The organism is Roseobacter sp. HKCC-CH-9351 (assembly GCF_037830295.1).
Taxonomy (GTDB): domain Bacteria; phylum Pseudomonadota; class Alphaproteobacteria; order Rhodobacterales; family Rhodobacteraceae; genus M30B80.
This window is the reverse complement of the sequence record NZ_JBBLYM010000002.1, coordinates 129,356-155,501: the sequence shown is the minus strand read 5'-3', so window position 1 is coordinate 155,501 and position 26,146 is coordinate 129,356. Positions and strand designations below refer to the sequence as shown.

The following is a 26,146-nucleotide window of genomic DNA, read 5'->3' as shown; positions in this document are numbered from 1 at the left end:
AATTCTCGATGGAGGTTTCGTTTCTTCTGAATGGAGAGGCCGTTCAGGTCTCGACCCATCCCACTGCGACATTGCTCGATTGGCTGCGCGAAGCGCGGGGTATGACCGGCACAAAGGAAGGGTGCAACGAGGGCGATTGTGGGGCTTGCAGCGTGGTGGTTCAGGATGTTGACGGGGTTTGCGCCGTTAATGCCTGCATTCTATTTTTGCCCCAAATTGATGGTAAAGCCATTCGCACCGTTGAGGGCATTGGTTCTGACACGCTGCACCCGGTCCAAGAGGCCATGATCACGCATCACGGGTCGCAATGCGGCTTTTGCACGCCCGGCTTTATTGCTTCGATGGTCGCAGGCCATGCCAATGGGCGCCGTGATCACGACACGGTTTTGGCGGGCAATTTGTGCCGTTGCACAGGCTATGCCCCGATCATCCGCGCGGCACAAGCGGCTGAAGATGGTGCACAACCCGCATGGCTTGCGCGCGATGCAGCATGGGTGGCCACAGCACAAAAAAGCATCCATGCCCCGCAAAACAGCGATGAATTGGCAACGCTTTATGCTGCAAAACCTGACGCGTTATTGATTGCGGGGGCTACCGATATCGGCCTTTGGGTCAACAAACAGTTGCGCGATTTTGACGAGGTGATTTTTCTCAACCAATGCACTGATCTTGCTGATGTGCAGCTGGACGAAGATGAAATTCGCTTGGGCGCAATGGTTAGCATGGCGCGGGTGCATCAGGCGATGGCGCAGTATCACCCCAGCTATGCCGAGATGATCCGCCGATATGGGTCAGAGCAGGTCAGAAACGCCGCCACAATCGGCGGGAATATCGCGAACGGCTCGCCCATTGGGGATAACCCGCCCGCATTGATTGCGCTTGGCGCACGGCTGCATTTGCGCAAGGGCGATGCGCGGCGAGCGATTGCGATTGAAGATTTCTATATCGACTATGGCCACCAAGACCGCGCAAGCGGGGAATTTGTCGAAGCCGTCACTTTGCCGAAATCCGCGCCTGATTTGTGGTGTTATAAACTGTCAAAACGCTTTGATCAGGATATTTCCGCCGTTTGCGGTGCGTTCAATGTCGTCGTCAAAAATGGCATTATTCAAGACGCGCGTCTGGCCTTTGGCGGTATGGCAGGAACGCCCAAACTGGCCCGCGCGGCAATGGCCGCGTTGATCAACCAACCTTGGGGCGAGGCCACAATCGCGGCTGCCGCCGCAGCCTTAGTTGATGATTTCACGCCGCTCTCTGATATGCGGGCATCAGCCGCCTATCGGATGGCAGCGGCGCAAGGCATGATGTGGCGCTATTACGCCGAACGCCAAGGCACACCTGTATCCGTGCTGGAGGTGACCCCATGAGCGTTCACGCCCCCATGGCCCATGACAGCGCGCGCCTGCACGTTACGGGCGCCGCGCGATATGTGGATGATATTCCAACCCCGCAGGGCTGCTTGCATCTGGCCTTTGCCCTGTCGCCCGTGGCGCGTGGGGTGATCCGCGGGCTGGATATTGCCGCTATGAAGGCTGCACCAGGCGTGGTCGCGGTGCTTGTTGCGGCTGATCTGCCCTTTGCCAATGATGTCAGCCCTTCGGTGCATGACGAACCTTTATTGGCGACAGATCGGGTGCATTACATGGGGCAGCCCGTGGCCTTGGTTGTGGCAGATACTCACCTTGCGGCGCGCAAAGCAGCGCGGCTTTTACAGATTGAGATTGAGGCAGAGCCACCGATCCTCAGCATTGAGGATGCATTGGCCGCGGAGAGTTATTTTGAGGATGGCCCGCGTGTTTGGGCCAAGGGGAACACAACAGCTGCCCTCGATCAGTCAAAGCGCCGACTGCAAGGTGAAATCACCATGGGCGGGCAAGAGCATTTCTATCTCGAAGGTCAAGCCGCCTTGGCCCTGCCACAAGAGGGCGGGGATATGGTGATCCATAGCTCGACCCAACACCCGACTGAGATACAGGACAAAGTGGCCGATGCTTTGGGCCTGCCCATGCATGGGGTGCGGGTGGAGTGTCGGCGTATGGGGGGTGGCTTTGGCGGCAAGGAAAGCCAAGGCAACGCATTGGCCGTGGCCTGTGCCGTGGCCGCGCGTCAGACAGGGCGCGCCTGCAAAATGCGCTATGATCGCGATGATGACATGATCATCACGGGCAAACGTCATGATTTTCGAATTGCCTATGATGCGGGCTTTGATGATCAAGGCCAGATCGAAGCGGTGCGATTCACGCAGATCACGCGGGGCGGTTGGGCGCAGGATTTAACCGCACCCGTGGCAGATCGCGCGATGTTGCACGCGGATAACGCCTATCTTTTGCCCCATGCGGAGATCACTTCGCTGCGGTTAAAGACCAATATGCAATCGGCCACGGCCTTTCGCGGGTTTGGGGGGCCTCAGGGCGTTTTGGGGATTGAACGGGTGATGGATCATATCGCCCATGATTTGGGCCTTGATCCCGCCCTTGTGCGGCGCAGAAATTACTACGCTGCCCCAAAGAGCGCCGCGCGTGCGGGGCTTGCGAACACCACCCCCTATGGGATGGAGGTGCGCGATTTTCTGCTGCATGAGATGACAGATCAATTGCTGTCTGATTGCGATTACGCGGCGCGGCGTGCAGAAATTGCCGCGTGGAATGAAACCTCGCCCATCCTGAAACGCGGCATTGCGTTTTCCCCCGTGAAATTCGGAATTTCCTTCACCCTCACCCATCTCAATCAGGCGGGTGCGCTGGTTCATGTGTATCAAGATGGGTCAATTATGATGAACCATGGCGGCACGGAAATGGGGCAGGGCTTATTCCAAAAATTGGCCCAAGTGGCGGCAAGCCGTTTTGGGGTCGGGGTGGATCAGGTAAAGATCACCGCGACCGACACGGCAAAGGTTCCTAATACCTCGGCCACTGCGGCCTCATCAGGCAGTGATCTGAACGGGATGGCAGTTCTGGCCGCTTGTGATGCCATTCGCACCCGCATTGCCGAGTTTCTAGGCCAAGGGGCAGGGGTGCGGTTTGCCGGTGGCCGTGTCATGTGGGGCGACCAAAATATCAGCTTCGCCGAGGCTGTGGCGGCCTGTTATCAGGCGCGTGTTGGGCTTTCGGCCACGGGATTTTACAAAACCCCCGATCTGTCATGGGATCGCGCCGCAGGGCAGGGCAGGCCTTTCTTTTACTTTGCGCATGGTGCCGCCGTGAGTGAGGTGGTCATTGATAGATTGACGGGCGAGAACCGTATTTTGCGCGCCGATATTTTGCATGATGTGGGCGCATCGCTGAACCCCGCTCTTGATCGCGGGCAGGTTGAGGGCGGCTATGTCCAAGGGGCGGGATGGCTTATGACCGAGGAATTGGTCTGGGATGATCGGGGGCATTTGCGCACCCATGCGCCATCCACCTATAAAATTCCTGCCTGCTCAGATCGGCCCGCCATTTTTAACGTGGCGCTTGTGGATGGTGAAAACCCCGAAGCCACGATTTATCGCTCAAAGGCGGTTGGTGAGCCGCCCTTTATGCTGGGCATATCCGCCTTTCTTGCTGTGTCAGACGCGATTTCGGCCTGTGGTGGGGGCTATCCAAATCTGGATGCACCTGCAACGCCCGAGCGTATTTTGCGCGCCATCCAAGGCTTACAACCATGAGCCTTGATTTGGCATATTTGCGCGCTTGTGCTGCACGGGGGCCGTTTGTGCGGATTTTGATCACGCGCACGGCGGGGTCTGTCCCACGCGAGGCGGGCACATCCATGATCGTTTGGGCCGAAGGTCAAGAGGGCACAATCGGCGGGGGGCGTCTTGAATGGGAGGCTGTGGCAGAGGCCCGCACGATGCTGCCGCAGGGCGGGATCGCGGTGCGGAACTATCCGCTTGGGCCACATTTGGGTCAATGCTGCGGCGGGTTTGTCAGCGTGGTGTTCGAGGTCTTTGCGAAAGATATTCCAGACAGTTTGCCCTATGCGCGGCCGCTTGGGCCAAATGCGCGTTGGGACGCAAAAATCGCGCGCGCGGTCGAGCGTCTGCACCCATCCCATAGCCCCGCCGTTGTTGGGGATTGGCTGATCGAAACGGGGCTTGCCGCCCCGCATCAGATTTGGATCTGGGGGGCGGGTCATATAGGGCGGGCTTTGGTGAGTGTGCTTGCGCCTTTGCCTGATCTGGCCCTGACTTGGGTGGATATCGCGCAGTCTAGATTTCCCGAGGTCATCCCCCCCAATGTCCCGCCATTGATCGCGCAGACCCCGCAAGGGGTGGTGCGCCATGCGCCAAAGGCGGCTGATCATATCATCGTGACCCATAGCCATTCCCTCGATCTCGAACTGTGCCATGCCCTGCTTGGTCATGAGTTTGGCAGCGCAGGATTAATCGGGTCGGCCACAAAATGGGCGCGGTTTAAGGGCAGATTATCGGCGCTTGGCCATAACAGCGCACAAATTTCGCGCATATCCTGCCCAATAGGGGATATATCCTTGGGCAAACACCCGCAGGCCATTGCCTTGGGGGTTGCCACAGCCTTGCTGTCTCGGGCAGAAGAGGCAGCACATAAAAACACGGGGGCAATGTGAAGCTTCTTGAATTGCAGGGACTGACCAAAGCCTATCCGGGCGTCATCGCGAATAGCGATGTCAGCTTTGATATCGACAAGGGCCAGATCCACGCCGTGCTTGGCGAAAATGGTGCAGGCAAGTCGACTTTGGTCAAGACCATCTATGGTCTTGTGCGCCCCGATGAGGGGCAGATGCTGCTTGAGGGAGCGCCCTTTGCACCCAGTGACCCGCGCGCTGCGCGCGCCGCAGGTGTGGCGATGGTGTTTCAGCATTTCTCGCTGTTTGACGCGATGAGCGTGGCAGAGAATATTGCGCTTGGTATGGAAAACCCACCCAAGACGCAGGACCTTGCCGCGCAAATTCGGGCTGCATCTGAAAATTATGGGCTGCCTTTATCGCCTGATCGGATTGTGGGCGATCTATCTGCGGGCGAGCGGCAGCGGGTCGAGATCATTCGCTGTTTGCTGCAGAATCCCAAGCTTTTGATCATGGATGAGCCAACCAGCGTCCTGACCCCGCAAGAGGTCGATATCCTGTTTGGCACATTGCGTCTCTTGGCGTCTGAAGGGACATCAATCCTTTATATCTCGCACAAACTTGAAGAAATCCGCGCTTTGTGTGAGCATGCCACTGTTTTGCGCCAAGGTAAGGTTGTGGGCACGTTTGACCCACGCGAAATGAGCAACCGTGACATGGCCGAGATGATGGTGGGCAAGACCCTTACCACGCCAAAGCGGGCGGCTGTTACGACTGGACAGCCCTTGCTACAAGTATCGGGCCTGAGCGCGCCTGCGCCGCACCAATTCGGAACAAGCCTGAAAGAGATCAGCTTTACCCTACACGCGGGCGAGGTTTTGGGGATCGGCGGTGTCGCGGGCAATGGTCAAGATGAATTGGTCGCGGCCCTGTCAGGCGAGATGCGCACACATGCTGATATGATCCAATTAGAGGGTCAGGGCATTGGCGCCGATGGGCCAAATGCCCGCCGCGCCCTCGGCTTTTGTGCCGCGCCAGAGGAACGCAATGGCCACGCCGCCGCCCCCGATATGAACCTTGTAGAAAACGCATTGATGACCGCGAAAACGCGGCTTTCTTTGTTGAAAAACGGGTTTATTGATTGGCCGCGCAGTCGTGCCTTCGCCCAAGAGGTGATCGCGCGTTTCGATGTGCGCACCCCAAGCCCCGAAACCGCCGCGCGTGCGCTGTCGGGCGGGAATTTGCAGAAATTCGTAATCGGGCGCGAGATCAGCCAAAACCCGCGCGTTTTGGTGATCAACCAACCCACATGGGGCGTTGATGCAGCGGCCGCAGCTGCGATACGTCAGGCCTTGCTGGATTTGGCCAGTGCAGGATCAGCGGTGCTTGTGATCTCGCAAGACCTTGAGGAGGTGTTGGAAATCACTGACCGCTTCGCGGCATTGAACGAAGGCACCTTATCACAAGCGGTGCCAACATCGGGGCTGACCATGGAGAAAATCGGGTTGATGCTCGGTGGTGCGCATGATCTGGAGGTGGCCCATGCTTAGGCTTGAGAAACGGCCACAGCCTTCGCGCGGGTGGACATATGGCGCGCCCGTCTTGGCGGTGATTTTGACCATCATTCTTGGCATGGGTCTGTTTGCGATTTTGGGCAAAGACCCATTGATCGCGATCAAGACGATTTTCTGGGATCCAATCTTTGGTCCCTTTGCGCATTTTTACCGCCCCGAGATTGTCAAGAAAGCTGCCCCTTTGGTGCTGATCGCCGTGGGGCTGTCCTTTGGGTTTCGGGCGGGAATTTGGAATATCGGTGCCGAAGGTCAGTATATCATCGGCGCCATTTGTGGGGCAGGGGTGGCCCTGGCCTTTTACCCGATGGAGGCGCGCTGGTTGATCTTTCCGCTGATGATCGTTGCGGGGCTCTTGGGGGGGCTTCTTTGGGCGATGATCCCTGCGATTTTGCGGGTGGTGTTCAAGACCAACGAAATCCTTGTATCGCTGATGCTGGTCTATGTGGCCGAGGTGTTGATCAAGGCCTTTTCCATTGGCCTTTTGCGCAACCCCGAGGGGTTTGGCATGCCTGGTAGCCGCAATTTGCGGCAATACCCATCGGCCGCCAATTTGGATTTGATCCCCAACACAGGCTTTCATTGGGGGGCTTTAGCGGCGCTGATGGCCGTGGTGGGGGCCTATATCCTATTCACCCGACATCAGTTTGGCTTCAACGTGCGCCTTGCAGGGCAAAGCCCGCGGGCGGCGGGATTTGCAGGGGTCAATGCTAATCACCTTGTGATCTTATGTGTGGGTATATCGGGCGCGCTTGCGGGACTTGCAGGATTGTTTGAGGTGGCAGGGCCATCGGGGCAGATCCTTGGTTCTTTCCCCGCCTTTTACGGGTTTACCGCAATTATCGTGGCCTTTTTGGGGCGCTTGCATCCTGTGGGCATTCTTTTTGCTGGGCTGATCATGGCGCTGACCTATATCGGTGGACAGGCGGCCGAGGCACAGTTGAACCTGCCTGCAGCGGCAATTTTGACCTTTCAGGGCATGTTGCTCTTTTGCCTTTTGGCTGTGGATGTGCTGACCAATTATCGTTTCAAATTTGGCCAAGGGGAGGCGCGCTGATGGATATCAATCCAATCCTGCTTTTGGCCGCGCTAATGGTAGCTTCAACGCCGATCTTGCTTGCGGCAATCGGTGAATTGGTGGTCGAGCGCGCGGGCGTCCTGAACCTTGGGGTTGAGGGGATGATGATTGTCGGCGCGGTTTGCGGCTATATTGCGGGCCATTCAAGCGGCAACCCTTATTTCGGCTTTGTGGGGGCGGCCTGTGCGGGAGCAGTCGTTTCCTTAGTCTTTGCCGTCTTGACCCAATTTCTTTTGACCAATCAGGTCGCCACAGGTTTGGGCTTGACGATGTTCGGCTTGGGCCTGTCATCGCTGATCGGGCAAGATGCGGTTGGATCACCTGATTTGACGGTGGCGAAGCTGTCTTTCCCCATTTTGTCCGATATTCCTGTTTTGGGGCCGATCCTGTTTCGCCATGATCTGATGGTCTATCTGAGCATTGCCATCGTGGCGGGGGTTTGGGCGTTTTTGAAATATAGCCGTGCGGGTCTGATCCTGCGCGCTGTTGGTGAGAATCACGAAGCCGCGCATGCGCTAGGGTATAATGTGCGCCGTGTGCGCGTTCTTGCGATTGTATTTGGTGGGGCCTGTGCAGGGCTTGCAGGGGCCTATATCAGCCTTGTCCGGGTGCCCCAATGGATTGACGGGATCACAGCAGGCGCAGGCTGGATTGCTTTGGCCATTGTGGTTTTCGCCTCTTGGAAGCCATGGCGCTTGATCGCAGGTGCCTATCTTTTTGGCGGTGTTACTGTTCTTCAGCTTAATTTGCAGGCAGAAGGCTTGAAAATTCCTGTCGAATATCTGTCAATGGCCCCATACCTTGCGACCATCATCGTCCTTGTGATGATACGCGCAGGACGGGCGCCTGCCTCACTGGGCAAACCCTTTCACCCCTCGTCTTGAGGGTTTCAGCAACGACCAGAGCCTGATCTCTGGTAAACCGGGAGAGTAATTATGAAACGCAGAACACTACTTGCGACTGGTGCAGGTGCCGCCCTCGCCGCAGCAATGGGCATGCCCGCGCGCGCGCAGGACAAGACCAAAGTCGGCTTTATCTATGTTGGCCCGATCAATGATGGCGGCTGGACACAGCACCACCATCATTCCGCAATGGAAATGGTCGAGCATTTTGGCGATGCGGTTGAATTTGTCTATCAAGAGAGCGTCCCAGAAGGCCCCGATGCCGAGCGTGCGATCACCCAAATGGCTTTGGGTGGTGCGGATATTATCTTTACCACATCCTTCGGCTTCATGGATCCAACCGTGAATGTGGCGGCGAATTTCCCTGATGTGAAGTTCGAACACGCAACAGGCTATAAGCAGGCGGATAACGTGTCTGTCTATTCCGCGCGCTTCTATGAAGGTCGCGCGATCCAAGGCACATTGGCGGGTCGTGTCACCACCACCAACAAGATTGGCTATATCGCGTCTGTGCCAATTCCTGAAGTGATCCGTGGCATCAACTCGGCCTATATCCACGCCAAAAAGGTCAACCCTGATGTGGAATTCAAGATCATCTGGATCTTTGAATGGCTGAACCCCGCGAAAGAAGCAGATGCGGCCAAGGCATTGATTGAACAGGGCTGTGACGTTGTTCTGCAGCATACAGACTCGACCGCGCCGCATCAGGCCGCCCGTGAGGCAGGGGGCGTTTATACATTTGGTCAGGCGGCAGATATGGCGGAATATGGCCCGATGCCCCGTATTTCTTCGATCATCGACAACTGGGCGCCCTATTACATCGACCGCGTCCAGGCGGTGATCGATGGCACGTGGTCATCCGTGAACACGTGGGATGGCATCAGCGCAGGAATGGTTGGCATTGGCGAGATTTCCAATGTTGTGCCCGCAGACGTGAAGGCCGAGGCCGAAGCGCTGCGCGATGCAATCGCGGCGGGTGAATATCATCCGTTCACAGGGCCGATCAACAAGCAAGATGGCAGCCCATGGTTGGCTGAGGGCGAAACCGCGTCCGATGGCGACCTTGCGGGTATGTTCTTCTATGTCGAAGGGGTCGAGGGCGATATCCCGTCCTGATCCCAACCCTTATTGGGCGTGAAAGTGGGCGCATTTGCGCCCACTTTTTCTTTGCGGTGGGTTATAGTGCCTGATCTCCCTTTAGGCGTAGAAGCGCCACCAATGCAGCATCGCGGCGCGCGCGCAAATCTGCGCCGCCCATGCTCGCCAATTCCGCTTCGACACCTGCAACCAATTCCGCCTTGAGTGCCTCGGTCAGTTCGGGATGACCAAGGTCTTTCCATCGCGCCTCTTGCGTGGGGCCAAGATGGTCAAGATAAGCGCGATAGCCGCCCGCGCCACCGCCCAAGTGGTAGGTGAGATGTGGCCCCATCAAGGCCCATCTCAGACCTGGCCCATTGGCAATGGCGCGATCAATATCGGCGACATCCGCAATTCCTTCGGCCACAAGATTGACCGCTTCGCGATAGAGTGCTGCGGTCAGTCGGTTGGCGATGTGGCCTTGCACCTCGCGCTTTGCGCGAATGGGCACGCGGTGCAGAGCATGATAATGCGCTTCGGCTTGACCCATTGCCTCTGGTGAGGTGAGGCGGCCTGCAACCAGTTCAACCATCGGGATCAGATGCGGCGGGTTCATTGGATGCGCCACCAAGATGCGCTCAGGGTGTTTGGCGCCCTGCTGTAAATCACTAGCCATGAGTGATGAGGTGCTTGATGCAATCACGACCTCGGGCCCGACCTGCGCCTCGATTTGGCGGATGACCTCGTGCTTGACTTCTATACGCTCTGGCGCATTTTCTTGGACAAAGCTGGCCCCTTTGAGAGCCGCATAATCTGGGCTGACATCAGGCGCAGACGGCTGATGGGCCAACCCCAATTCTGCCAGGTTTGGCCATGCATGGGCCAAAAAGGCTGAAAGATTCTCGCTGCATTCAGGGTCGGGGTCGATAATGACCACTTTATGACCCAATGATGACGCTAAAGCGGCCCAACTCAGACCGATCAAACCACCTCCAACAATCCCAATTTGGTCTAAATTCGACATATATAATAACTTTTAGATATTTTTATTGTGTGTTAACAATTTCAAATACATGAATTACATCCTCGCAATATGAAATAATGATAACTTAACCCTCCACGACATCTAGTAGTCATTGACTGTTGCGCGTGGATTTGATTCCATACCACTGCCCATAAGGAGTAATTAATCATGAAAAAACTATCTGTTGCAGTTTGCATCACAGCGCTTGTTGCTCTGTCGGCGTGCTCTTCGCAGCCCGTTGCAGCGCCAATCGAAGCGCCTGCGGCAAACAAAGTTCCAGGCTGAGGCTTGCCTCGGATTTCCCCATCACCTTCCACGAGCAGGTGATGGGGCATCTTTCAGTTACCGATGCATCGCGCGGGTAAGTTCTGAAATCTCTACAGCGCGATGTTCCTTCATCGAAATTTGTGCAGCCATTCCCATAATGACGGCCATGTAGCCATCGTTGAGGCTGACTTCGGGTGCTTGGCTTTTACCGCGCACCAAATCTAAGAATTTCTGATGCTGATAAAAGGTTGATCCATTATGGTCGCCTGCGGCCAATAGGGTCGGGTCGACAGGGATGTCGCGGGCGATAGGTCCTTTGGGGTCTCGTGGGCTTTCAATCAATTGCGGGATTGGGGCCTCGCCCAAATGATCGGGCCAGAACCGACCGGGGCCGGGCACATAGGCCTCAATCTTGCCCTTAGGGCCAGTGGCGCAGACCTCTTCTTGATAGCGGCTGCCTTCAGCGAACATGCACAGTTCGAGCAGCGCCCGCGCGCCATTGGCGAAATCCACGATGACAAACCCATTGTCGAGGATATCTGGCGTCTCGCCGTCATAGGCCTCGTCTCGGTGGTTCACATCCATCCCACCCGAGGCCAACACCCGCACGGGTTCCGATTTCAGGGCGAGGCGCATCAGGTCAAAGAAATGGCAGCATTTCTCAACAAATGTCCCGCCAGTATAGCGGTTAAAGCGGTTCCAATCGCCAACCTTTTCAAGGAAAGGAAAGCGATGCTCGCGCAAAGACAGCATCTTGATCCCGCCTGTGGCCCCTTCGGCGGCCTCAAGGAAGGCGGTGATTGGCGGCATATAACGATATTCCATCGCGACCCAAATAGGCGCGGGATAGCTGTCACGGATCTCGCGCAGGCTGTCTTGTTGCGCGGGATCCGTAAAGAGCGGCTTTTCCACGAGGACGGGCAGGGGGCGATGTTTTGCGAGATATGTTAACTGCTCGACATGGCGGAAATTCGGGCTGGCGATCAGGTAACAGTCGAGATCGGGATGGGCCACCAGTGCCTCAAGGCTATCGTAAAGCGTGGCCTTCGGTGCAAGGGCCAGTGATTTCGCAGCCATACCTGCATCGGGCTCGAAAATCGCGGCCACCTCCGCCCCGTCTAGCAGGGCGATATTTTGCAGATGTTCTTGGCCCATCATACCGCAACCGATGATGCCGTAGCGTGTGATTTGAGACATTTGTCCTCTCTACTTTAGACGCTGCACATAATGTGCGCGCGTGTGGTCAATCCAATTTCGGGAATATTCAATGATGCCCCGACCATCTGCATGGCTGTAACGCTCAACAAAGGGGGCGGGGCTTGTGGTTGGGCGCGCGAAATCGGGCGGCACCCAATCGGGAATGGGGGCGATGCTGACATAATCCTCAGCTTGAAGGATCCGCAGGCCTAATTGCACACGATAGGTAAGATACAACGAATCAGACAGCTTTTCGGCCTCCAATCGGCCCGCAGCCCCGTCTAGCCAGATCTCCTCCACCGCCACTGGCAGAGAATTGAGGAACCTCAAACGGCGGATTCGCGTGGCATGCGAGGCCGTGCCAAAACTGGGCAGATCGGCGGGTTTCGCGAGATAGTCCAACGCCAAAACTTGCGCGCTTGGCAGCCCGCCGCCTGTGCGAAGTTCGAGGCGAAACATCGAGTAAATCGAACTGATCTGTGCGCTTGATTGCACATAATTTCCAGAACCCTGCACGCGGCGCAAAAGACCTTTTTCTTCAAGAATATCGAGGGATTTTCGCAATGTGCGCACCGTGGTTTGATACTGCGCAGCCAGCGTGCGTTCGGGCGGCAGGCGGCTGCCATCGGGCAGGCGTCCCGCTGCGATTTCACGGATCAAGACCTCGCTTAATTGTATGTAAAGCGGCAGCGCCGATGAGGCGGGTCTGCGGTCGATTTGATCGCGCATCGAAGCGGCCTTTCGAAAAAATTGATACACTATTGATCCAGATCAAGGACACGGCTAATTTCGGGGAAAGTCAAGCGGCAGCGATGACGATTAGATCAACGCGCCGCAGGGAGGGGAGAAGAGATTTGAGCGTGGTTCCAATCACATCTGCCGATCTAGATGCCGCCGAAGTGTCGTGGTTTGCTGCGCTTTGCTCGGACGACTATCAATTCTTGGGCGTGCCAGATGGGGCCTTGCGCTCATCTTTTGCGCATTGCTCGGATATTGTGAAAACCGCTGAAAACCACGGCTTTCGCAATGTGCTGTGCCCCTCGTCCTATCAGGTGGGACAAGACACGCTCAGCTTCGTTGCGGGCTGTGCGCCGATCACCTCCAAGATTAACCTGCTGGCGGCTGTGCGCTGTGGCGAGATGCAGCCGATTATGTTGGCGCGCACCATCGCGACACTCGATCACATGCTGGAAGGCCGCCTGACTGTTAACATCATCTCTTCGGATTTTCCTGGTGAGGTGGCCGACAGTTCATTTCGCTATCAGCGTTCGCGCGAGGTTGTGGAAATCCTGAAACAGGCATGGACGCAGGACGAGATCCATTACAAAGGCGAAGTTTATAACTTTGAAGGCCTGAGCACTGACCCCGCGCGCCCCTATCAAAAGGGCGGGCCGCTTTTGTATTTCGGGGGCTACTCCCCTGATGCGCTTGAGCTTTGCGGTCAGCATTGTGATGTCTATCTCATGTGGCCTGAGCGCGAGGACGAGTTGCGCGGACGGATGCAGGCCGTGAATGCCGTGGCCGAGCGTTATAACCGCACGCTTGATTACGGTCTGCGCGTCCATGTGATTGTGCGCGACACCGAGGCCGAAGCGCGCGAATATGCCGAATATATCGTTTCGAAACTTGACAAGGATCAGGGGGACGCGATCCGCAATCGCGCGCTTGATGCCAAATCCCTTGGGGTGAGCCACCAGTCGAAAAACCGCGAGATTGCGGATGATGCCGGCTATATCGAACCCCATCTTTGGACGGGTGTTGGCCGCGCGCGGTCTGGCTGTGGGGCGGCGCTTGTTGGCTCTACAGATCAGGTTTTGTCACGGCTTGAGGAATACCAGAAAATGGGCATTCGCGCCTTTATTCTTTCGGGGTATCCGCACAAAGACGAGGCAGAGCATTTTGGCAGCCGCGTGTTGCCGCAGATGAAAACTTGCTCTTTGCCCCATGAATATGGCCGCGTGCCCGCTACATTGCCAAATACACCCCTAGGCGGAGGCGTTCGCGAATGACCAAAACACCCCCCACCATGCCCCGCGTCCAAATCGCCGAGGGCCTGAGTTTTAGCCGTCTTGTCTACGGGATGTGGCGGCTTGGCGATGACACGGATACCTCCACCGATCATGTCATCGCAAAAATCGAAGCCTGCCTTGCCCAAGGGATCACAACCTTTGATCAGGCCGATATTTATGGCGCTTATACCGCTGAGGGCATTTTGGGTGCCGCGTTGCGCGTGCGGCCCGATCTGCGGGCCAAAATGGAAATCGTCACAAAATGCGATATCGTGGCCCCGATTGGCCGCTATTCTGACGCGCCTGTAAAATATTACGACACATCCGCAGCTCATATCACGCAATCTGTCGACACCTCTTTGCGCGAGATGGGGATTGATCAGATTGATCTGCTACTCATTCACCGCCCCGATCCGCTGATGGATCACCACGAGACGGGGGCCTGCCTTGATGGATTGATCAAAGCGGGCAAGATCCGCGCAGCGGGCGTGTCGAATTTCCGCCCTTGGGATTGGGAGTTGCTTCAATCCGCGATGAGCGCGAAATTGGTGACCAACCAAATTGAGCTGTCGCTGTCTCATATCGCGCCCTTCACAAATGGGGATTTGAGTTTCCATCAACGCCATGCACAGCCCGTCATGGCGTGGTCACCTTTGGGGGGTGGTGCGCTGATGACGACACGCGAGGGGTTGTTGGCCACGCGTCTTGACGCGATTGCGGCAGAGCAGGGCGTGGATCGTGCGGCTGTTGCTGTGGCCTTTCTCTTGGCCCATCCTTCGACAATCTTGCCTGTGCTTGGCACGAATGCGTTGCCGCGTATTGCCACTATTTCAGACGCGCTGCGCGTGCGTCTTGATCGGCGCGATTGGTTCTCGCTTTACGAGGCCGCGCTTGGCCACGAGGTCGCCTGATGGATCAGACGATGCGCCGCCACCCCCTCAGCAGCTTTGTGCCCGACCCGGCAAACCCGCGCGCCTTTCGCACGGCGCTTGGGTGTTTTGCAACGGGTGTCACCATTGTTACGGTGGCAAGCGATGAGGGGCCCGTGGCCATCACGGCGAATAGTTTTACATCCGTGTCTCTCGATCCTGCATTAGTCTTGTGGTCGATTGATCGCGCTTCGCGCCGCTACCCCTTTTTCGGTGAGGCCCCTGCCTATGCCATTCATGTTTTGGGGGTGGATCAAGAAGATCTTTGCTGGCGCATTGCGCGAGATGCAAAGGGGCTTGGGCCCGATGATTTTGATATGAATGCCGAAGGTGTGCCCGTGCTGCATGACTGTCTTGCGCGGTTTGAATGTACAGCTTGGGCCAATTACGCGGGCGGTGACCATGACATCATGGTCGGCCAAGTGCAGCGGGCGGGCTATCGCGACTTGGGTGGGTCGCTGGGATTTTTCCGCGGCAAGCTTGGCCATTTCACCGTGAGGGAGACTGAGCCCGCATAACCAAGTTACCCCGATGAAAAGGGGGAAAGTGAGACGACCAAAACCAACGGTAATGTTTAAGGGAGGAATTACATGACCGCTAAGTTTACCAGCACTGCAATTGCAGCACTTATGGTTGCAAGCGCAGCCCCCGCTTTCGCGGATGAAATTACGTTTTTGTGCTACCAGGACGGCAATGAATGCGATGTGATCGGCGAAATGCTGCCCGAATTCACCGCTGCCACAGGCCATACTGTTAACATGGAAACCGTTGCCTATGACGTGATCCGTGATCAGTTGGAAAACCAGTTGCAAACGGATGCGGCCCCTGATGTCGCGCGCGTGACCAATTTGGGCGGCTTGAACCAGTATTACCTTGATCTCGCGCCCTATGTCGATCGTGGCCCATGGGAAGCGGCCTATGGCGCAACCCTGCCGTGGTTCCGCGCACCAGGTGCGGGGGATGATGGCATTTACGGGTGGATGACCCAGCTGACTGTGACAGGTCCCTATGTCAACGTCTCGCTCTTTGAAGATGCGGGCGTGGATATGCCAGGTGATGGCGCCACATGGGACGATTGGGCAACGGCCTTGGCCGAAGTTCAGGCCGCAACAGGCGTGACCGCAGGCTTGGCTATGGATCGCACGGCGCATCGTATGGCGGGCCCCGCGTTTTCCTATGGCGCGAAGTTCTTTGATGATGCGGGCAACCCGATCCTTGTGGATGAAGGGTTCCGTAACTTTGCAGAAACATTTGTGGGTTGGCACGCCTCGGGCTTGATGCCCGCAGAAGGGTGGCCTGCAGGTGAGGGTACGCAATATCGCAACGCTGCACCGCTGTTCCAATCAGGCGAAGCTGTAATGCATATGTCGGGCTCATGGATGATCAATTCCTACTCGGAAAACATCACCGATTTCGAATGGCGCGCGGTTCCAGCGCCATGTGGCGTAGGTGGCTGTGGCGCAATGCCAGGGGGTGCCGCGATCACGGCGTTCAAATCGACCGATGCACCTGAAGCAGCTGCGGCCTTTATTGATTTCCTCGCCTCTGAGGAAAATGCGGCCCGCTTTGCATCTGCAACCCGCAACATCACTGCGCATCAGGGCCTTCAGGCTTCGGGTGTTGATTATGGTGATGCATCCCCTGCCGTTGCGGCGGCGCTGTCTGTCTTTGCGGCAAATGCTGGCAAGGCAGCAGAAACCACACCGCAGGCTTACACCTTCCAAGGTTACGCCAAGAATTTCGTAATCTATGGTGTTGTGCCTGACTACCTGACCAAAGCAATCACTGGCGAAATGAGCCTTGATGATGCTTTGGCCGCGATTGATGCGGATGTTGCCGCACAAATCGCCCAGTAAGTGAACCAAAGGACGACCCTGCAATGATTGACGCCTTCATCGCCGCATTTGCAGGGTCACCTTGGCCACTTTATCTGGTTCTATACTTGGCCGTGGGGTGGGTGTTGATCCGCCCCACTGGCCCAATCACGGGGCAATTAGCCTCGATCATGGGATGGCCGATTGAGATGACACAGCGCCTCGCAGGCGCGACTGGTCTGCCCTATTTGTTCCTTTTGCCCAATATGTTGGTCTTTGGCCTGTTCACCTTTGCCCCGATGTTTATCAATTTGGGGTTCGCGGTGACCGAAGGCCAATCCATTCTCTTTGATGAGCGTGCCTTCGCAGGTCTTGATAACCTGCGCCGTCTTGTGGCCGAAACACAGATTGACACGGGCGCCGCCAATCTTGAGGACGACAAGTTTTTCTCGGCCGTCTACGACACGGCGATCTTCGTGATTTTCCAAGTGCCCGTTATGATCCTCGTGGCGCTTTTATCTGCGCTTGCTCTGAACCGCCAAATCATCGCGCGCGGCTTTTGGCGGGCGGTGTTTTTCTACCCTGTGATGCTGTCGCCCGTGGTGGTTGGATTTTTGTGGAGTTTGATCCTCAAGCGGCAAGGCGTCTTGAGCCAAAGCCTGATCATGTGGGGCTGGATTGAGGAGCCGATCCAATGGCTCACCGATCCGTCATGGACAATGTTTTGGTCTGTCTTCGTCTACACTTGGGCGCATCTTGGTTTCTATATGCTGATCCTGCTTGCAGGGTTGCAGGCAATCCCGCGCGATGTGTATGAGGCTGCTGAAATGGATGGCACATCCGCCTTTCGGCAATTGACCCGCATCACCATCCCGCTGCTTGCGCCGACCCTGTTGGTGGTCACGGTTTTGTCGCTGATCAAAGCCTTTCAAGCATTTGAGGAACTCTATGCCATGTCGGTGCGGTGGTCTTCGCTTGTGGCGTATATTTTTGAAACATCAGGTCTGCGGGGGCAGGCCACAGCCAATGGTCTGGGGGTTGCGGCGATGGCATCGTTGATTGTGGCTGCGGTTTTGATCGTGCTGTCGTTGTTGCAGGTTTGGCTCTCATCGCGGGGGGCGCGGCAATGAGCTGGGCATGGGCATTTCTGACCCGCAAGGCAGGCGGGCCACGCGCCAACTGGTTGGATTACCTCACCTATGCCTATCTCTTGCTGGGTGTGGTTGTGATCCTCGTGCCTGTGCTGTGGCTGGGGTTGAATTCGCTGAAATCTTCGGCCCAGTTGGAGCGCCAAGACCTATCGCTTTTGCCTGCCCGCTATGAACAGGTGGCGCGCGCCACAGTCACAGGGCCGGAGGGCAAGCGCATTTTCTACATCAGTGATCTGCCCTATTGGGTTTTGGATTGGTCGGATCTGCCAGATGCGCAAAAGGCACGACACGATTTATCCGCCTTTTTGGCAGGGTATGAGGGGGATGCGCTTTATGCCTTGCGGGCGCATTTGGGCCTTTTGCCTGAGATGACGCGTGACTTGGTTGCACGGGAAAACCTGCCTGATTGGATTTTGCGCTATGTGTCCATGTCGGCGCAGGCCCGCAGTGAATACGATGTTGCGGCCATCATCGCGGGGCTTGGCCCCGAAGATCAGCGACTTTTGTCGGAATTTCTATCGCTTGATCCTTACGAGCCATCGGCCATTTCTGTTCAGATTTTGGCCCGCGCCCCTGATCCAGTTACAGGTATTGAGACACTGTTTGGGGTGTCGCGCATCAACCCCACGCGCGAAACAACGCCCGCGCGCTATGTTGATAACCGCAGCGCGGAGGTGGTGCAGCTTGCCACGGCCACCATTCGTACAGAGCGCAGCTTTGCCCCCAGTTGGGAAAACTACACCGATCCCCTTTTGGGGCGTGCCTTTGGCGTAAACGTGAATTTTGCGACCTGCTTTACCAATTCGGTTTTGGTTACAGCCATAGCCACGGCCCTGACCTTGCTCATCAATTCGATGGCGGCCTTTGCGCTGGCGAAATATAAATTCCGCGGCCAAGTTTTGTTCTTTGTGATCATCTTGGCCACGCTGATGGTGCCCCCCACCATCACGCTTGTGGGCTTGTTCAAGGCAATCAATGCCACGGGCCTGTCAGGGTCGATCTGGGGCGTTATCATTCCAGGGGCGGCCACCCCAACGGGGGTGTTTTTGCTCCGCCAATATATGCTGTCGATCCCCGATGAGTTGATCGAGGCAGCGCGCATGGATGCGGCGAGCGAATGGAAGGTCTATTGGCGCATCATTTTGCCTTTGGCCTTGCCCGCGATTGCGGCCTTGGCAATCCTATCGGTGATCTGGCGTTGGAATGATCTGATCTTGCCGATGGTGGCCATCGCGACCACCAAAGAGGCCTATACAATTCAACTTTGTCTGCTTGAATTCCGTGGCGAGCATCTCAGCCAAGAGCATTTCCGCCTCGCTATGACCATGGTCAGCCTCGTGCCTGCGACCTTGGTCTTTGTGTTCTTGCAGAAATACATCACCACGGGCATTGCCAATACGGGATTGAAATAGTGAGTGACCTACAGCTGAAATCAGTGATCAAGCGCTACGGCTCGGTCGAAGTGATCCATGGCATTGATCTTGAGATAAAGTCAGGCGAGTTTTGCGTCTTTGTTGGCCCATCTGGCTGCGGAAAATCCACGCTTCTGCGGATGATTTCGGGGCTTGAGGGGATCACGGGCGGCGATGTCGTGATCGATGGGGCTGTGGTCAACCACGTGCCCGCGGCACAGCGTGAATTGGCGATGGTGTTTCAATCCTATGCGCTTTATCCACATATGTCGGTGCGCGGAAACCTGTCTTTTGGGCTTGAGAACCTCAAAATGCCGAAAGCCGAAATTTCCCGCCGTGTGGAGGAAGCCGCGCGTATGCTCCGCATTGGGGCGTATCTGAACCGCCGTCCTGGTCAATTGTCAGGCGGTCAGCGTCAGCGGGTTGCCATCGGCCGCGCGGTTGTGCGCGAGCCAAAGATTTTCCTTTTTGACGAGCCGCTGTCCAATCTTGACGCTGAGCTGCGCGTGACGATGCGCCGTGAGATTGGCAACCTCCATCGCCGCCTTGGGAACACGATGATCTATGTGACCCATGATCAGGTCGAGGCGATGACAATGGCCGATAAAATCGCGGTTTTGCGCGATGGCAGGCTGGAACAATTCGGAACCCCGTTAGAGCTGTTCAATAATCCAGATAACCGCTTTGTTGCGGGCTTTATCGGGTCGCCTGCAATGAATTTCCTGAAGGGCGAAATCGCCGCAGGTGGGGTGGCTTTGGCCGCCGGGGGGCATATTCCCCTTGGGCCGCGCAGCGGTGTCGGTCAAGGCGATGCAATCGAATTGGGCATCCGCCCACGCGACATTAGCATTGTCAAAACAGGCGGCGTGAAGGGCGATGTGACCGAAGTCGAACAATTGGGCAGCGAAAGCTATATCTTTGTCACCCTGCCGTCAGGGGAGCCGCTGGTGATCCACCAAGCGGGTCAGACTGATATCGCCATTGGCCAAACAGTTGCCGTCAAGCTTGCCCCTGAGGCCGTTCACATCTTCCGTGCCGATACAGGGCGCGTGTGTCGGTGACCCTGCGCAACGCTGACATCCTCTCTGGCCTTCAGCGCATTGGGCCAGGGTTGCTGATGGCGCTTTTGGTGGCGATGGCTGCGCAATTCCTGTCGGATCATTACGGCGCGCCCGTGATGCTGATGGCGATTTTGCTCGGCATCCCATTTCATTTCCTCTCGCAAGAGCCGCGTATGGCCGCAGGCATCCAATTTGCGGGCCGCACCGTTCTGCGCATTGGGGTGGCGCTGCTTGGCCTTCGCATTAGCGCGCAATTGTTAGAAGGCATTGGCGTGGCCGAAGCGGTCATGCTGGCGATGGCGGTCGTCACCACGATTGGCGCGGGAATTTGGCTGGCCCCGCGTTTTGGCAGATCGGGCTATTTTGGGTTTCTCGCGGGTGGCTCTGTTGCCATTTGTGGTGCCTCTGCGGCGCTTGCCATTTCAGCGTTACTGCCAAAACGGCATGTGGCCGAAGATGATGTCACCTTCACTGTGGTGGGGGTAACGGTTCTCTCAAGTGTCGCGATGATCATCTATCCGATGATCGCCACCTCGCTTGGTCTGTCGACCCATACGGCAGGGATATTCTTGGGCGGCACCATTCACGATGTGGCCCAAGTTGTGGGGGCGGGCTATTCCATTTCGGATGAAACGGGGGATCTTTCCACCTTGGTCAAATTGTTTCGCGTGATGATGTTGGCCCCCGTGATTTTGGTGGCGTCTTTGATCCTGCGCAAAGCCCATCTTGAGGCGGGCGGGGGCGGGAAAGCCCCGCCGCTCATCCCTGCTTTCGTGGCAGGGTTCATTACATTGGCCATTCTCGGCACGATGCAGCTTGTGCCGCCGATGATCACAGAGGGCGTTAACCTTGTCTCGCGAAGCTGCCTTGTGGTGGCCGTTGCTGCCGTTGGGATGAAAACCTCGTTGCAGGCATTTGCATCAGTTGGGCGCAGCGCCTTGGCGTTGTTGATCACCCTGACGCTGCTGATTGCGGCTTTGGTGGCCATTGGCCTCGCGGTCTTAGTCTAGGCCTTCTTGTTTTGCGGGGCTGATTTGCAGACCCGTATTTTGGCGCGCACCTTGTTCATGCCGATCTCAAAGGCGGCATGATCAGCCAATATCTTCGCGCGCGACCGATAGGGTTTTAAGGATGGCATAGACCGCCCGCCCTTCGTTCAGGCCCAATAGATGGGCCGAGCGGCGGGTCACACGGGCCAAGATCCGCCCCAATTTCGTGTCGACTGCGACCAAAACGGCGGGGCCATCGCCGCTGCGTATACTGTGAATTGTGCCTTCGATGACATTGAGCGCGGATAGTCCTTGTGGTTTTTGGGTGGCTAAAATCACTTCATGCGCGGCAATACGCAGTTGTAATTTTCGCCCCAAATCGCCACTCAGACGCGGCACAAAAAGTGCCACATCGGCGTTGCGTAATTCGCTGACTCCATCCGCGTGATGCGCCGTCAGCGTGGCCTCAATAACGGCCCCCGCTTCGCGTGACCCTGCAGGCAGGCTATGTGGGTCAGAAAAGACCTCGCTTGGGCGCCCTTGCGCCTGTATCCGCCCCGCCTCAATCGTGATTACTTCTGTCGCTAAGCGCGCAACCTCGGTGGGGGCGTGACTTACATAAAGAATGGGAATGTCCATTTCATCGCGCAGACGTTCAAAATAGGGCAGGATTTCTTGCTTGCGCGCCTCATCAAGGGCTGCCAGTGGCTCATCTGCCAGAAGGATACGGGGGGCCGCTAACAACGCGCGCCCGATTGCCACGCGTTGCTTCTCGCCGCCTGATAGCATCGCGGGTCGCCGCTGCAAGAGGTGCCCGATCCCCAACATCTCGACAATATCTGCGAAATTCGGGGCAGGGCGCGCGCCGCGATAGCGCATCCCATAACGAAGATTTTTCGCAACGCTCAGATGCGGAAAGAGGCGCGCCTCTTGAAAAATATACCCGGCTTGGCGCTCGTGCGCGGCAAGGTTTATCCCGCGCGCAGGGTCAAACAGATCCATATCCCCCACGCGGATATAGCCTTCATCAGGCGTGATAAGACCCGCGACTGCATTGATCACGGTGGTTTTGCCCGCGCCCGAGCGGCCAAAAAGGGCAGTGATCCCGCGGGCGGCTTGGAAGTTAAGATCAAGTGAAAACGCACCGATCTGGTGACGAAGCCTCAGATCAAGCATCACGTCCCCCGATACGTTTGGACAAAGCCCGCGCCAGAATTTCTGACAAAACGAGGGCAAGAATAGCGATAAAGATCGACACGGCAACTAAGATCAGTGCGCCCTGTTCCCCGCCTGGTTGCTGTAAAAATGTGTAAATCGCTGAAGGGATTGTGCGGGTTTGATTTGGAATATTCGAAACGAAGGTGATGGTGGCGCCAAATTCCCCCATGGCCTTTGCAAACCCCAAAATCGCGCCAGCCAGAACCCCGGGCAGGCTCAGAGGCAAGGTGAGGGTGGCAAAGACTGCCCAAGGCGGCGCGCCTAGGCTGCGGGCTGCATCCTCAAGTTTGGGGTCAACCGCCTCAAGGGATAGGCGCATCGCGCGCACCATCAGCGGAAAGGCCATGACCGCCGCGGCAAGGGCTGCACCCGTCCAATGAAAGGCAAAGCCCAGACCTAGTGCAGCCAAGGCTTGCCCCACGGGGGCCTGCGCGCCAAAGGCCAAAAGCAGCACATATCCCGTCACCACAGGAGGCAAGATCAGGGGCAGATGAACCGCTGCATTCAAGATTTGCTTTCCAAAAAAGTTACAGCGCGCCAAAAGATAGGCAACCCAAAGTGCGACAGGCAGGCTGGCCAAGGTGGCCCAAAAACTGACCTTGAGGGATAGCGCGATTGCGGCCCATTCTGCGGGGCCGAGAAGATCACTCATTTCTCAGCCTCCGCCAGTGTCTCAAATCCATTCGCCGTGAAAATCATCGCCGCGTCATCCCCGCGCAGATAGGCGAGAAAAGCCGCGGCCGCAGGTTTCATCTCCGCACCAAGCGCGGCGGCAGGGTAGCGGATTGGGTCGTGACTGTCTGCTGGGAAGGTGCCAATGATATGCACCTGCGTGCTGATCATAGCATCGCTGCGATAGACCACTCCAAGGGGGGTTGCCCCCGCTGCAACTTGGGCAAGGGCGCTGCGCACATTGTCGAATTGCGCGACCCGATCCGCGACCGTGTCCCAAAGGTCGAGATGGCTGAGCGCGGCGCGACCATAAATCCCTGCAGGCACGGCATCAACAAGGGCCATGGCCAGATAACCGCCGTCCAGAAAATCGGCCAAATTGATCTCGGGCGTGATATTCTGATCCGATTGATCTAGACCTTCCCCATGCGCCACAAGAACCAATTGATTGCCCAAGAGATCAAACCGAGCATCGGGCGCAATCAATCCCGCTCGGGCGATGCGATCCATCCAGTCGGTATTGGCTGAGATAAAAATATCGGCAGGCGCGCCCTGTTCAATCTGACGGGCCAGCGTAGAGGACCCTGCATAAACCATGCTGACCTCGAAATCGCTTGCTGCCTCAAATTTCTGTTCGATTTCATCTAGGGAAGTCGCAAGGCTAGAGGCCGCGAACACTAATATCTCTTCAGCCCGTGTCAAAGTCGGGCTAAGGCACAGCATAAGGGCCAAAAACATAAGACGGATCGGGGCGTTCATAGGGGCAGAGTTTCCGCGACCAATGCCGCTTGTGCAAGGGTCTTATGCGCTATTGATAACCTCTGCTGGATAGCCATGCCACCGTGGGCGCGCATCGCCAACGCGGCGCGGTGTTATGACCAAAAGTCCCGCGGGGGGATATCTTTATGTGCATGATGCTGCCTCGGGCCACTTCCCTTTAACTGTATCTCGACGCGCGCCCCCTGACAAGAAACCCCAACTTTAGCCCCCTTGTTGTTTCATGGCTTTGTCACCTTTCTGTTGCGCGGTCGTAACTTAGATAGGGCAATGGCGTGGGGTACTCTGTTTTACCCAAGGGGGATACCTGATGAACCTGCGCATGCTTTTGGCCACAACAGGCCTTGCTTTGTTTGCAGGGCCTGCATTGGCCCAAGATATGAACTTTAACCGTATCGCGTCTTTTCCAGTTGCCGCGAATACGCCCGATGCCGAAGAAACCTCAGCCGAGATTATCGCGGCCACGGGCGATGGCATGACATTGGTCTATTCCGACAGCCCTGCAGGTGTGATCGGTTTTATCGACATCACTGATCCCGCGAACCCTGTTGCCGCAGGCGTATTTGCGCTGCCAAATGGCGAGCCAACAGCCGTATCCGCGCTTGGAAACACGGTGTTTGTCGCGGAAAACACATCGGAAAGCTTCACCAACCCGTCAGGCGTTTTGCATGCGATTGATGCAGGGAGCCGTGACGTTCTCGCCTCTTGTGATCTGGGTGGACAGCCCGACAGCACGGCTGTTGCCCCCGATGGCAGCTTCATCACTGTTGCGATTGAGAACGAGCGAGACGAGGATCTGGGCGATGGCCGCGTGCCGCAAATGCCTGCGGGTCATTTGGTGATCCAACCTTTGGGTGAAAATGGCGCGATGGATTGCGCGGCGCAGATCCGTGTTGATCTGACAGGGCTTGCTGATATCGCCCCAGAAGACCCTGAACCAGAATTCGTTGACGTGAACGCCAATGGCGACATCGTTGTGACGATGCAGGAAAACAACCACATGGTTGTCGTTTCTGCTACAGGTGAGGTGCTCAGCCATTTCTCGGCGGGTGAGGTGACGCTTAACGGCGTGGACACCGAGGAAGAAGGCGCGCTGATCTTTGACCAGACCATCACAGTCCCGCGCGAGCCTGATGGGGTGCAGTGGATCGATACAGACCATTTCGCGATTGCAAATGAAGGCGATATGGATGGTGGCAGCCGCGGCTTTACCGTGTTCAACCGCGATGGCACCGAAGTTTTTGAGGCAGGCACGGCTTTTGAATACGCGATTGTGGAAATCGGCCATTACCCCGAAAAGCGCTCTGGCAACAAAGGTGTCGAGCCTGAAGGGATGGAATTTGCAACATTTGGCGGCGTGCCAATGATGTTCCTATTGGCCGAACGCTCCTCTATCGTGGGCGTCTATGATATGTCGAACCCTGCTCAGCCTGTATTGGCACAACTTCTGCCCTCTGGCATTTCCCCTGAGGGTGCGATTGCGATCCCCTCGCGGAATATTTTGGCCACGGCCAATGAATATGACGCGCGGGGCGATGGCGGCGCGCCTGCCCATGTGATGATCTATGAATATCAAAACGCCCCTGCCGTATATCCGCATCTGACGAGCGCAGGTATGGATGAGTTGACAGGCTGGGGTGCGATCTCGGGGCAGGTTATGGCTGAAGATGGAACACTCTATGCAGTGGCTGACAGCTTCTATGCCATGCAGCCAACCATCTTCCACATCGATGTTAGCCAAACCCCTGCGCGTATTGTTGATGCAATTCGCGTCACCCGCGAAGGTCAGCCCGCGCAGTTGATGGATATGGAAGGCATCGCGCTTGATGGTGAGGGCGGTTTCTGGGTCGCCTCAGAAGGGCGCAGTGACCGCTTGGTGCCGCACGCGATCTATCACATTGGGGCCGATGGCGCGATTGAGGATTACATCGCCCTGCCAAATGAATTGCTGGCCGTGGAGCAGCGTTTCGCGTTTGAGGGGATCACCCGTGTTGACGATATGCTGTATATGGCCGTGCAGCGTGAATGGCGCGATGATCCTGAAAACCATGTGAAGGTTCTGGGCTATAACCTAGAAACCGAAGCGTGGAGCGTGGCACATTACCCGCTGACCGAAGCATCTACGGGTTGGGTTGGTCTTTCGGAAATCGTTGCGCATGGTGATGACCTCTACTTCCTCGAGCGTGACAATCAACTGGGTGACGCAGCAATGACCAAGCTGATCACCCGCGTCTCAATGGATCAGATGGCGGGGATGGTCGCGCTGGGCGAAACGCCACCCGTTCTGACCAAAGAGATTGTTGTCGATCTGCTGCCTTATCTGACCTCGACAGGCGGCTTTGTCTTGGACAAGATCGAAGGCCTGGCAATCGCCGAAGATGGCACAATGTGGGTGTCCACCGACAATGATGGTGTGGACGACCATTCTGGCGAAACGATGCTGTTCGCGATCTCGGCGCAGTAACCATCGGTAG

The 26,146-nt window shown here is 56.7% G+C and carries 22 protein-coding genes; 16 read left to right on the top strand and 6 right to left on the bottom strand.

Annotation, left to right across the window (positions count from 1 at the left end; translation table 11 throughout):
* Positions 1-8: 8 nt before the first annotated feature.
* From xdhA to AAC632_RS10920, 7 genes are read left to right on the top strand one after another with little or no spacing between them, the layout of a single operon-like run.
* A complete protein-coding gene (gene xdhA / locus AAC632_RS10950; protein WP_340298941.1) occupies positions 9-1,367 on the top strand; it encodes a xanthine dehydrogenase small subunit in 1,359 nt (452 codons plus the stop codon).
* Positions 1,364-3,646: a xanthine dehydrogenase molybdopterin binding subunit gene (xdhB, locus tag AAC632_RS10945; protein ID WP_340298898.1), complete on the top strand. Its 2,283-nt coding sequence runs from the start codon at positions 1,364-1,366 to the stop codon at positions 3,644-3,646. The genes xdhA and xdhB overlap by 4 nt, the downstream gene beginning before the upstream one ends.
* Entirely contained in the window at positions 3,643-4,566 is a 924-nt protein-coding gene (xdhC, locus tag AAC632_RS10940) for a xanthine dehydrogenase accessory protein XdhC (RefSeq protein ID WP_340298897.1), read from the top strand. Before xdhB ends, xdhC begins: the two co-directional genes overlap by 4 nt.
* Positions 4,563-6,074: an ABC transporter ATP-binding protein gene (locus AAC632_RS10935; protein WP_340298896.1), complete on the top strand. Its 1,512-nt coding sequence runs from the start codon at positions 4,563-4,565 to the stop codon at positions 6,072-6,074. Before xdhC ends, AAC632_RS10935 begins: the two co-directional genes overlap by 4 nt.
* Complete coding sequence (locus tag AAC632_RS10930; RefSeq protein WP_340298895.1) at positions 6,067-7,152, top strand: ABC transporter permease; 1,086 nt, start codon at positions 6,067-6,069, stop codon at positions 7,150-7,152. Before AAC632_RS10935 ends, AAC632_RS10930 begins: the two co-directional genes overlap by 8 nt.
* Complete coding sequence (locus AAC632_RS10925) at positions 7,152-8,057, top strand: ABC transporter permease (protein WP_317655310.1); 906 nt, start codon at positions 7,152-7,154, stop codon at positions 8,055-8,057. The genes AAC632_RS10930 and AAC632_RS10925 overlap by 1 nt, the downstream gene beginning before the upstream one ends.
* 51 nt (positions 8,058-8,108) lie before the next feature.
* Positions 8,109-9,191 (top strand): BMP family ABC transporter substrate-binding protein, encoded by a 1,083-nt coding sequence (locus AAC632_RS10920; RefSeq protein WP_340255257.1) that lies wholly within the window; start codon positions 8,109-8,111, stop codon positions 9,189-9,191.
* A 61-nt stretch (positions 9,192-9,252) separates the two neighbouring features.
* Here the strand turns inward: AAC632_RS10920 and AAC632_RS10915 are convergent, their stop codons facing one another.
* The 3 genes from AAC632_RS10915 to AAC632_RS10905 all read right to left on the bottom strand — a co-directional run bounded on the left by AAC632_RS10915 (position 9,253) and on the right by AAC632_RS10905 (position 12,369).
* Positions 9,253-10,176: a 3-hydroxyacyl-CoA dehydrogenase NAD-binding domain-containing protein gene (locus tag AAC632_RS10915; protein WP_340260127.1), complete on the bottom strand. Its 924-nt coding sequence runs from the start codon at positions 10,174-10,176 to the stop codon at positions 9,253-9,255.
* A gap of 342 nt (positions 10,177-10,518) precedes the next feature.
* A complete protein-coding gene (locus AAC632_RS10910; protein ID WP_340298894.1) occupies positions 10,519-11,640 on the bottom strand; it encodes a Gfo/Idh/MocA family protein in 1,122 nt (373 codons plus the stop codon).
* Between the two features lie 9 nt (positions 11,641-11,649).
* Positions 11,650-12,369 carry a GntR family transcriptional regulator gene (locus AAC632_RS10905; RefSeq protein WP_340298893.1) on the bottom strand — a complete coding sequence of 240 codons (720 nt, stop codon included), beginning with the start codon at positions 12,367-12,369 and terminating at the stop codon, positions 11,650-11,652.
* 125 nt (positions 12,370-12,494) lie between these two features.
* Between AAC632_RS10905 and AAC632_RS10900 the strand changes: the two genes are divergently transcribed.
* From AAC632_RS10900 to AAC632_RS10865, 8 genes are all read left to right on the top strand, one after another.
* The gene (locus tag AAC632_RS10900; RefSeq protein ID WP_340298892.1) at positions 12,495-13,649 is read left to right on the top strand and encodes an LLM class flavin-dependent oxidoreductase; all 1,155 of its coding nucleotides are present in this window, start codon (positions 12,495-12,497) and stop codon (positions 13,647-13,649) included.
* A 17-nt stretch (positions 13,650-13,666) separates the two neighbouring features.
* Positions 13,667-14,560: an aldo/keto reductase gene (locus tag AAC632_RS10895; protein WP_340298940.1), complete on the top strand. Its 894-nt coding sequence runs from the start codon at positions 13,667-13,669 to the stop codon at positions 14,558-14,560.
* Positions 14,560-15,096 carry a flavin reductase family protein gene (locus AAC632_RS10890; protein ID WP_340298891.1) on the top strand — a complete coding sequence of 179 codons (537 nt, stop codon included), beginning with the start codon at positions 14,560-14,562 and terminating at the stop codon, positions 15,094-15,096. The genes AAC632_RS10895 and AAC632_RS10890 overlap by 1 nt, the downstream gene beginning before the upstream one ends.
* Before the next feature lie 72 nt (positions 15,097-15,168).
* The gene (locus AAC632_RS10885) at positions 15,169-16,434 is read left to right on the top strand and encodes an ABC transporter substrate-binding protein (RefSeq protein ID WP_340255274.1); all 1,266 of its coding nucleotides are present in this window, start codon (positions 15,169-15,171) and stop codon (positions 16,432-16,434) included.
* 23 nt (positions 16,435-16,457) lie between these two features.
* The gene (locus AAC632_RS10880; RefSeq protein ID WP_340298890.1) at positions 16,458-17,522 is read left to right on the top strand and encodes a carbohydrate ABC transporter permease; all 1,065 of its coding nucleotides are present in this window, start codon (positions 16,458-16,460) and stop codon (positions 17,520-17,522) included.
* Positions 17,519-18,955 (top strand): carbohydrate ABC transporter permease, encoded by a 1,437-nt coding sequence (locus AAC632_RS10875; RefSeq protein WP_340298889.1) that lies wholly within the window; start codon positions 17,519-17,521, stop codon positions 18,953-18,955. The genes AAC632_RS10880 and AAC632_RS10875 overlap by 4 nt, the downstream gene beginning before the upstream one ends.
* A complete protein-coding gene (locus tag AAC632_RS10870) occupies positions 18,955-20,016 on the top strand; it encodes an ABC transporter ATP-binding protein (RefSeq protein WP_340298888.1) in 1,062 nt (353 codons plus the stop codon). Before AAC632_RS10875 ends, AAC632_RS10870 begins: the two co-directional genes overlap by 1 nt.
* Complete coding sequence (locus AAC632_RS10865; protein WP_340298887.1) at positions 20,013-21,026, top strand: YeiH family protein; 1,014 nt, start codon at positions 20,013-20,015, stop codon at positions 21,024-21,026. Before AAC632_RS10870 ends, AAC632_RS10865 begins: the two co-directional genes overlap by 4 nt.
* Positions 21,027-21,107: 81 nt before the next feature.
* Here AAC632_RS10865 and modC read toward each other — a convergent pair whose 3' ends face one another.
* The 3 genes from modC to modA are packed head-to-tail and all read right to left on the bottom strand — an operon-like array spanning position 21,108 to position 23,654.
* A complete protein-coding gene (gene modC, locus AAC632_RS10860; RefSeq protein WP_340298886.1) occupies positions 21,108-22,181 on the bottom strand; it encodes a molybdenum ABC transporter ATP-binding protein in 1,074 nt (357 codons plus the stop codon).
* Positions 22,174-22,875, bottom strand: coding sequence for a molybdate ABC transporter permease subunit (gene modB / locus AAC632_RS10855; protein ID WP_340298885.1), 702 nt, complete (start codon positions 22,873-22,875; stop codon positions 22,174-22,176). Before modB ends, modC begins: the two co-directional genes overlap by 8 nt.
* Positions 22,872-23,654, bottom strand: a complete 783-nt coding sequence (modA, locus tag AAC632_RS10850) for a molybdate ABC transporter substrate-binding protein (RefSeq protein WP_340298884.1) — start codon at positions 23,652-23,654, stop codon at positions 22,872-22,874. Before modA ends, modB begins: the two co-directional genes overlap by 4 nt.
* Before the next feature lie 328 nt (positions 23,655-23,982).
* Between modA and AAC632_RS10845 the strand changes: the two genes are divergently transcribed.
* On the top strand, positions 23,983-26,136 hold the full coding sequence (locus AAC632_RS10845) for an esterase-like activity of phytase family protein (RefSeq protein WP_340298883.1): 2,154 nt from the start codon (positions 23,983-23,985) through the stop codon (positions 26,134-26,136).
* The last annotated feature ends 10 nt before the right edge of the window (positions 26,137-26,146 follow it).